Annotated in this window: 8 protein-coding genes; 5 read left to right on the top strand and 3 right to left on the bottom strand. The window is 63.5% G+C overall.

The genetic code is table 11. The features are described 5' to 3' along the window. The first annotated feature begins 215 nt into the window (after nt 1–215). From P24_RS10885 to P24_RS10900, 4 genes are all read left to right on the top strand, one after another. The gene (locus P24_RS10885) at nt 216–1,829 is read left to right on the top strand and encodes an alpha-glucosidase (RefSeq protein ID WP_008944772.1); all 1,614 of its coding nucleotides are present in this window, start codon (nt 216–218) and stop codon (nt 1,827–1,829) included. A gap of 110 nt (nt 1,830–1,939) precedes the next feature. Beyond that, complete coding sequence (locus P24_RS10890) at nt 1,940–3,586, top strand: CHASE2 domain-containing protein (protein WP_192813243.1); 1,647 nt, start codon at nt 1,940–1,942, stop codon at nt 3,584–3,586. 9 nt (nt 3,587–3,595) lie between these two features. Next, nucleotides 3,596–3,958, top strand: a complete 363-nt coding sequence (locus tag P24_RS10895; RefSeq protein ID WP_147430927.1) for a hypothetical protein — start codon at nt 3,596–3,598, stop codon at nt 3,956–3,958. A 9-nt stretch (nt 3,959–3,967) separates the two neighbouring features. After that, nucleotides 3,968–5,662 (top strand): M48 family metallopeptidase, encoded by a 1,695-nt coding sequence (locus tag P24_RS10900; protein WP_083859704.1) that lies wholly within the window; start codon nt 3,968–3,970, stop codon nt 5,660–5,662. An 18-nt stretch (nt 5,663–5,680) separates the two neighbouring features. Here the strand turns inward: P24_RS10900 and hpxZ are convergent, their stop codons facing one another. Both hpxZ and P24_RS10910 read right to left on the bottom strand, forming a co-directional pair. Continuing rightward, nucleotides 5,681–6,085, bottom strand: a complete 405-nt coding sequence (gene hpxZ, locus P24_RS10905; protein WP_008944776.1) for an oxalurate catabolism protein HpxZ — start codon at nt 6,083–6,085, stop codon at nt 5,681–5,683. Then, nucleotides 6,082–7,257 carry an amidase gene (locus P24_RS10910; protein ID WP_008944777.1) on the bottom strand — a complete coding sequence of 392 codons (1,176 nt, stop codon included), beginning with the start codon at nt 7,255–7,257 and terminating at the stop codon, nt 6,082–6,084. Before P24_RS10910 ends, hpxZ begins: the two co-directional genes overlap by 4 nt. Before the next feature lie 92 nt (nt 7,258–7,349). On the opposite strand from P24_RS10910, the gene P24_RS10915 reads away from it, so the two are divergent. Continuing rightward, nucleotides 7,350–8,291 carry an AEC family transporter gene (locus tag P24_RS10915; protein WP_008944778.1) on the top strand — a complete coding sequence of 314 codons (942 nt, stop codon included), beginning with the start codon at nt 7,350–7,352 and terminating at the stop codon, nt 8,289–8,291. Between the two features lie 18 nt (nt 8,292–8,309). Here P24_RS10915 and P24_RS10920 read toward each other — a convergent pair. Continuing rightward, the coding region (locus P24_RS10920) for an amidohydrolase family protein (protein ID WP_008944779.1) at nt 8,310–8,880 on the bottom strand (571 nt) is incomplete at its 5' end.

Here is an 8,880-nt window from a genome sequence, read left to right on the forward strand (position 1 = left end):
TCGATATCGAATAGGATGGTTGCCATGATTATAGTGGAAACCTCGTTAATTTCCACCCCCTACGGTTTCACCCCTTTCTGAAAGAGCTCCACAGAGAAAAGACCGAAATAAATGAATGAAAATATATACACTTTAATTGCGGATATTTTGAGATCGATTACCGAATAATCTAATTATTCAGCACGCCGATTGCTGTATTTTTCTATGGAGGATTAATGAACGACTGGTGGCGTGGCGCCGTTATTTACCAGATTTATCCAAGAAGCTTCCAGGACAGCAACGCCGATGGCATTGGCGACCTGCCCGGAATCCTGCGGCGCATTCCCTATGTCGCCCAGCTTGGTGTCGATGCGATCTGGATATCCCCCTTCTACCGCTCGCCCATGATCGATTTCGGCTATGACATTGAGGATTACCGGGAGGTCGATCCGATCTTCGGCACGCTGAAGGATTTCGACCTGCTGCTGGCCGCCGCGCACCGGCACGGGCTGAAAGTCATCATCGACATGGTTCTGAGCCACACCTCGATCCGGCATCGCTGGTTTCAGGAATCCCGCCGCACGCGCGGCAATCCCAAGGATGACTGGTATGTATGGGCCGATCCCCGGCCTGATGGCACCGCACCGAACAACTGGCTGTCGATGTTCGGCGGGCCGGCCTGGACCTGGGAGCCGCGCCGCGAGCAATATTACCTGCATAATTTCCTGCCGGAGCAGCCGGACCTGAACCTGCACAATCATGAGGTGCAGGAGGCGCTGATCACCGAATGCCGTTTCTGGCTGGAACGTGGAGTGGACGGTTTCCGGCTGGATGCCTGCAACTTTCTGATGCATGACCCGCTGCTGCGCGCCAACCCGCCGCGCCCGCCGGAGGCACCGCCGACCGACGGGGTGAAGCCCAACAACCCTTATAACCGGCAGCTTCATATTTACGACAAGACCCAGCCGGAGGCTCTTGATTTTCTTCGCTATCTGCGTAACGTGACACAGGAATATGGCGATATCGTCCTGATTGCTGAGATCGCCGCCGACGACAGCCTGAAGGTGATGCAGGAATATGCTGGCCTGGGTGGCCCGCTGCACACCGCCTATTCCTTCGCGCTGCTGGGCGAGACGCTGGACACGCAGCTGCTGCCGGAGACCTTCTTCCCGTTCCACGACAGCCGCCGGCATGGCTGGCCAAGCTGGGCGTTCAGCAACCATGACGTGTCACGTGTCGCCACGCGCTGGGGCGGACGCGATGCCCCAGACGCCTATTGCAAGCTGCTGATCGCAATGCTGACCTGCCTGCGCGGCACGATCTTCCTCTATCAAGGCGAGGAGCTGGGCCTGCCCGAAGCCGATGTCCCCTATGAGCAGATCAAGGACCCTTACGGCCTGAACTTCTTTCCGGATTTTCCGGGTCGTGACGGCTGCCGCACGCCGATGCCCTGGGACGATAATGACCGGCATGCCGGCTTCTCCACGGTCGATGGCTGGCTGCCGGTGCCGAACGAGCATCTGCGCCGCTCCGTCGGCGCGCAGGAGGCCACCGCCGATTCGGTACTGAGCTTCACCCGCAATTTCCTGCGCTGGCGAAAAGGCCAGGCGCCCCTGATCCTGGGCGGCATCGACTTCCTGGCAACGGAACGAAACCTAGTGGCCTTCACCCGGACGCTGGGCGAGGAAAGGCTGCTTGCCGCCTTCAATCTTGACGGCACATCCCGCACCCTGCCGCTTCCCGGACCGGTCCGGGAGGAGATGCTGAACCACGGCCTGCCACAAGGCGAAGTGACGGATGGCCAGATACAGCTGCCGCCCTTCGGTGCCTTCTTTGCGCTGCTCAAATAGGCACCGGCCAAAAATCTTACCCTGAAGCGTATTGATGGTTAATTCACAACCAAAGATGGGCTAACCTTGTCTTGTGCCGGCTGGCACGCGGATGGCTTGCCGGACGGAGCGTGACAGTGGCCAAGGGCGAAACCTCGAATGGCGGTGCTTCGCCCACGCATCCCGGAGTGTCAGTCACTCCGGCGCGCCGCCGGTCCCGGCCCTTGCGCAAGGTGCTGCGGGCGCGGCGCCGGCTGAGGCAGGCACTGACGCGGCCCGTCTACACGCTGCACTGGTATCCCTTTGGCACGCCGGTCATCCGCTGGGCCGATCTTATCGGGCTGACGGCCCTGCCCGCCATTTTGCTGACCCTGCTGGTCGCGCTTCTCGACCCGTTCGAGCTGACCGAGAAAACCCAGCTGGAATCGGACGCCTTCTTCTACCAGATCATCCGGCCAGACTATCCCGACACGGCGCGCGACGACATCACGGTCATCCTGATGACAGATCAGGATCTGGCATCCTTTGCCGAGGAATCGCCGGAGATGGGCGTCTGGCCGCCGCCCTATTCCGTCTATGCCCGCATGCTGGAGGTGATCCTCGATTTCCAGCCGAAGACGGTGTTTGTCGATGTCGGCTTCCTGAGCCGCCGGGAGGCGCCGGGATATGACCGGCTGCAATCGGTGCTGCATGATTACATCATCTATCATGACGAACCGGTGCCGCTGTTCCTCTCGGGCGGCGAAAAACGTGACGGCATGGACCGCACGATCATCTTCGATCTGCCCGGCCCGTCCGTCGCCGAGGTCAGCGTCACGCACAACCCGGCCTATTATCCGCTCTACGATTTCCGCAATGACCGTTTGTCGGCGGCCTGCGCCCTGTTTCGCAGCGGCAGGGGGCTCGATCTCGCAGCACCCGAAAGCTGCATTGCCAATGACGACGCGAACCAGCTTATGTCAGTGGTCTGGCCGCCGCGCGGCAGCAGCAGCCAGGGGGCGGGCATCTTCGCCTGCCGCAACCTGCCGGAAAGCCGTATCCAGCGCGTCATCGGCGCCTTTCTGGGGATGGCCGGCCTCGACTTCCTCGGCATCGCCCCCAGGAATGTGGCCAGCGGTTCGCCCTATCGCCAGACCTGCCCGCCGCATGTGACGCTTGCCGCGGGCGACCTGCACAGGCAGGGCGGCGATGTGCTGGAACGGCATCTCGCGGATAAGTACGTCCTTATTGGCAGCAGCTTCGCCATGGCGGACGATCTGATCGCCCTGCCGGCGCATCAGCCCCTGCCCGGCGTGTTCTGGCACGCGATGGCACTGGATAATCTTCTGGTCTATGGCGACGGGGCGGACGGCAGCCGCTATGTCCGCCATGACAGCGCCACCCTGTTCGGGCCGCTGACCCACAGCCTGGCGATGAATATCGTCACGCTGATCATCATCCAGATCCTGACCTCAATCTTCCTCAGGATACTGGATGCAACAAAGCTCTCCTTCCCATCCGGCGCGGGCTTCGGACGTGTACTTTTTGGCGCCGCCGGTTGGCTGATCTTCACCGCCCTTATCATCCTGATGGGCCTGGGCGTAATCTGGGCCACGAAGATCGCCCTCGCGCTGTTCGCCTTCGAGCAGCTGAAACTCGCCCCGATCAACCTGTGGGGCATCTTCACCGCCACAGCGGCCCGCACCATCATCCACCTGCCAAAGAGCCTGGCCGCCATGAGTGGCCTTGTCCTGCTGCGCTATCTCGCGCGCCGGGGCGGCTCCCGGCTATCTGCATAGGAGGTACCGATGAAGCTCTTTCCCCGCGCACTCCTGTCTGCCGTCTGCGTGATTACGCTGCACTTTGTTGCGACACCAGCGATGGCGGAGCCGACCCAGGTGCTCGCTGTTAAGTCGAAGAAGCTGAACCTTTACGGGGCCGCCGATGGCCCACGGGTGGAGGCCCTGCCCGGCGAACAGGTAAAAACGCCCATCGCCATCCTCGAAGTCGCGCCGAACAACCGGCTGAAAGTGGAGATCGGCGGCAAGCCTTACTGGCTGGCGCCGCACCAGGTCGAAACGGACGAAAAAATCACGGTCGAGGTCCGCTGCCGCGATCAGGTGTCGAGCTATGCCTCGACACGCGGTAACCTCGAAAAATGCAAGCCCTAGGAGCCAGCGATGACATCTCCCCGCCCCTTGATACTTGTCCTCGCGGCCGTCCTGGCACTGGGCACGCTCTGGCCGGTCAACGCCGCGCACGCCTTTTTGGACCGAATCCTGCCCAGTACCGACACCAAGGACGAGTTTGACGGGCGCTTCATCGACACGCTGACGCCCGGCGCCTGGAAGCCGCCGCTGGAAGCCGCGATGCGGGAAGCTGCGGAGAAATCCTCAGACTCCCCGTCCAGCTTCAGCTTCGGCGGCAGCGGCGACGATGTCAGTTCTGTCGAGGACAAGATCGGGGCGAAAAATGCCATCCGGCCGGAATTCGAGGAAATTCCCGGCCTGACCATGCTGCGCATGGACGAACGCGGAATCGTCGTTCTGCCGGCGTTGGACGCCTATCTTGCCGGCATCGCGCGGCGGCTGCTGGAACCCTCGCCCATTACCGGTGCGCCGATCACCGTCTATGTCACCGCCAGCGAGCGCTATGGCGAAGCCAAGGCACTGCCGGATGGCACCATCGCCATCCCGATGGCCTCCATCCTGCAAGCGGACAGCGAGGACGAGCTGGCCGCCCTGCTGGCGCATGAAATCAGCCATGTGCTGCGCGGCCATCACGACCTTGACTGGTTCGAGCAGCGCCAGGGCAACCTCGTCTCGGGTGCAGAGTTGATGCTGGGCCTTGCCTCAGGCCTCGCGCAGCAGGTCGGCAAGGGCAACGAGATGGCGGCCAAGGCCGCGCGTATCCTGATCGTGGCGGAGGCCACCATGGCGGCGACCTCCAAAGGACTGTTCCCCAGCTGGACGCGCGAACATGAGGATGAGGCGGACCTGCTCGGGCTCGATCTGCTGATCGCCGCTGGCTACAATTATGATGGCATGTTCACGCTGATGCAGAAGATGGAAGAAGCGGAACTCATCGAAGCCAGCAAGCCCGATCCCTATCAGGAAGCCAGGAAGGCGCTGGAAGAGGAAATCCAGCAGCAAACCAACCAGGGCAATATCGGTGCTGCGCTGGGTAATGTGCTGCAGGCGGCGACGCTGGAATTCGGCACCGCGCTCAATCGCGCCTCCGCCGATCATCGCAGCGCCACGGACAGGCTAGAATCCATCCGCGATTATTTCGACCGGGAGTATGCCGACGAGATTCCGCCGGCCATGACCGCCCTGCCGCTCGAACAGGTGCGCAAGTCGAGGGAATTCATCGAATTCGCGGAGGCCTACAAGGATGCCAGCGAGGCGCTGGACCTTGCAGAAAAGGGCGAGCTGTCCGCCGCCGAGAAAGCCGCCCGCAGCGCCGTGAGTGGCCCGTACAAGAACCACGCCTGGACCCGCTATGCCTTCTACAAGGTGCGGCTGGAACAGGGGCACCGGGACCGCGCGATGCAGAATCTTGAACTGGCGCTGAACGACCCTTATGTGCCGCTGTCAGTCTATACCGAACTGGAAAAGATGAACCGCAAGGCCGGCTCCATGGACAGCGCCGCGCGGGTTCTGGCCAGCGCCTGGGAGGAATTCCAGCGCCCGGCGGCCCTCTACCCGCCGTTGATCCATCACCACCAGCGCAAGGGCGAAAAGGCGCGCGCGCAGGAACTGGCCATCGAATGCGCCTTCAAGAACCGCGAAGTGGCGAAAATCTGCCGGACCGCGGCGGAAGGCCGCGACCCGGACATGGCAAGGACACAGAGCTGGCTACAGGCCCTGCGCTAGCGCCGGACTGTAGGTCGGCTACCAGAGCGGCGCCTTGTCCATGGTGGAGACATGGGCGGCGACGACCTTCCAGCCGACATCGGGGAAGCGCACCCAGGTCTGGCTCTGGCGGCCGATCAGATCCTTGTCGCGGATCTTGAATTCCAGGTTGGTAGTGGCGAAGTCGCGGCCCAGCGTCATAATCTCCAGGCGCAGCCGCTTTTCCTTGATGCCCGGTCCCTTTGGCCGGCGCACCCGGTGCTGGTGGATTTCATCGAAGCCATAGCCGTTTTCGTGCATGGCGTAGCGGATGGTCAGCGGACTGTTCCAGAAGGTGTCGTCCAGCACATCGACATCCTTCTCCGCCAGCGCCTTCTCGTAACGCTCGAACAAGGCCGTCACTTCGGCCAACACCTCGGGAATGTTCGGGGTCATGTCGGTCATCGCTTTTCCTCCATCGCTTTCGCTACGGCAATCAGGGTCGCGTCGGTACCGGGGCCGCCCAGGACCGACAGGCCGATGGGCAGCCCGTCCACCATCGAGCCCGGCAAATTCACCTGCGGCATGCCGGCCAGCCCACCATGCGCGCACAGGCACAGGATGCGGTCGCGGTCGGCCTGCTGGTCCGGTACGCTGCGCCCGCGCAAGGGCGCCGGGAACGGCGTCGTCGGCAGGCACAGGATGGTGCCCGCCGGCAGCAGATAGCGCAGCCGGCCGCGCACCTCCTGCCGCATCAGATTGGCCCAGTTGCGTTCCTCCTGCGTCACCTGCGAGCCGGCGATCAGCCCGCGCGCGACGGTAAAGGCCAGGCGCGGATTCGCGGATTCCAGCCAGGGCTGGAAGGTCTGCCACGCCTCATAGGGCTGCAGCACGCGCTGCGCCCGCCCCCAGACCGACAGGCCCGGCGGCGCCATCAGCACCTCCTCGGAAGCGCCGAGCAGCGAAGAGAGCCGCTCCACCATCGGACGCAGGGCGGCGGCGAGCGCCTCATCCGCGAAGCCGAAGGCGTCGGTCGCGATCAGCAGCTTCGTGGGCAGCGCTTCCGGTATCGCCTCCTGCAGCAGGACCGCGGACACCCGCGCGAAGGTTGCGGCGTCGCGGGCAAACCAGCCGGCTGTATCGGAACTCGGTGCCTGCGGCATAAGACCTGCGACGCTGACCCGTCCATGCGTCGGGCGGATGCCGTACAGCCCGCAGAAGCTGGAGGGCACGCGCACCGACCCGCCGGTATCGGTCCCCAGCGCGGTGTCGCACAGCCCGGCCGCCACGGCGGCGGCGGAGCCAGAGGATGACCCGCCAGGCACCCGGTCGGGTGCGGCACTGTTCAGCGGCGTGCCGTCATAGGCACTCTCGCCGAAAATACCGAGCGAGACCTCGTCGGTGATCGTCTTGCCGATCAGCGTGGCGCCGGCATCGAGCAGCGCCTGAACCGTCCAGGCATGCGCCGTCGGAACGCGATAGTTCTTCGCCCAGTCATGGTTGCCGCCGCCGGTCGGATGACCCGCCACATCGAACAGATCCTTCGCCGCGAAGCTGAGGCCGGAGAGCGGCCCGCCCGGCTTGCCTTCGATCCTGACCGACGTTCCCGGCACGAAGGCGTTTATCCGATCCTGCACCTGCGACCCTCCCCTGCGTGATTGATCCTCGACAAAACGAACAGCTGCCGGAAGGATGCAGCGAACCAACCGCAGCCGGATTGCGACCCTTCATGGAGATCTTGCTCGATATCATCGTCCCGGTTTTCGGGATCGTGTTCCTGGGCTATGGCGTCGCCCGATTCGGCCTGTTCTCGGAGGGAGCCACCAAGGGCCTCAGCACCTTCGTGTTCAATTTCGCGATCCCGGCGCTGATGTTCCGCGCCATGGCGACGCAGGACTTCCCCGAGGAAGTCGAATGGGGCTTCCTGATCGCCTATTTCGGCGGCGGCTACATCGCCTGGGCAACCGGCCTGCTGGTCAGCAAATATGTGTTCAAGCGCGATTTCGCGACCGCCTCCATCGTCGGCATGGGTGGCGCCTTCGGCAACACGGTGCTGCTGGGTATCCCGCTGATCCTGACGATCTATGGCGATGCAGGCGCGCTGCCGGTGTTCCTCATCATCGCTTTCCATTCCTGGCAGCTGATGTCTGTCATCACCATCCTGATCGAGGGCTCGCGCGGCAACCGACAGGAGATTTGGCAGATTCCGCGCAACATCGCCAACGGGCTGGTGCGCAACCCGATCATCGTCGCCGTGCTGCTGGGGCTGGCCTGGCATTTCAGCGGCTTCGAGCTGCCGAAGGTGGTGGATCAGCTGACCGCGACGCTGGGCCGGGCCGCCCTGCCCTGCGCCATCTTCGCCATGGGGGCATCGCTGGCCGGCTACCGCATCGGCGGCGCGGTGCTGGGCGAGGCGACGCTGATGACGGTTCTGAAGCTGGGGCTGCACCCGCTGATGGTGTTCCTGATCGGCCACTTCATCTTTGATCTGGAGCCGCTGTGGCTGCATGTCGCGGTGATCGTGTCCTCGGTACCGGTCGGCGTGAACGTCTATCTGTTCGGCGCGCGCTACACTGCCGGCGATGCGCAGGCGGCAACCGCGATCATCCTGTCCACCACCCTGTCGGTGGCGACGATGACCCTGCTGCTGTCGTTCCTGGGCGTGCGCTGACCTCACCACCCGCGCCCGCTACCACCAGCGCCCGTTCAGCACGATCCCGCCGCAGCGCAGATGCTGCTTGCCCTTGTGCGTCTCGCCGGTCGAATCGCGGAAATCGAAGCTGCCCTCCTCGACCTCCAGCACCGTCGCATCACCCAGCAGGCCGGGCTTCAGCGTGCCGCGATCGTCGAGATTCACTGCCTTTGCCGCGTTGATCGTGCTGGCGCGGATCACCTCCACCAGCGGCACACCGATGGCCATGAATTTCGACATGGTGGAGAGCTGGTCGAAGGCCGGCCCCTGGATCGACAGCACATGCACGTCGCTGGAGATCACATCCGGCAGGAAGCCGTGCTTCAGCATCGTCAGCGCGGTCTCGAAGCCGAAGCTGCCCTTGCCATGGCCGATATCGAAGATCACGCCGCGTTCGCGTGCCTCCAGCACATCGTCATGGATGTTCATGTCGCCGGCGACCGGGCTGTTCGGGAAGGGCCGGAAGCAGTGCGTCAGGATATCGCCCTTGCGCAGCCGCGGCATGACCTCGCTGCGGTAGGGCGGCGGCGAATCGAGATGCACCATGACCGGCAGGCCGGCGTGATCC

Source organism: Oceanibaculum indicum P24, assembly GCF_000299935.1.
Lineage (GTDB): Bacteria > Pseudomonadota > Alphaproteobacteria > Oceanibaculales > Oceanibaculaceae > Oceanibaculum > Oceanibaculum indicum.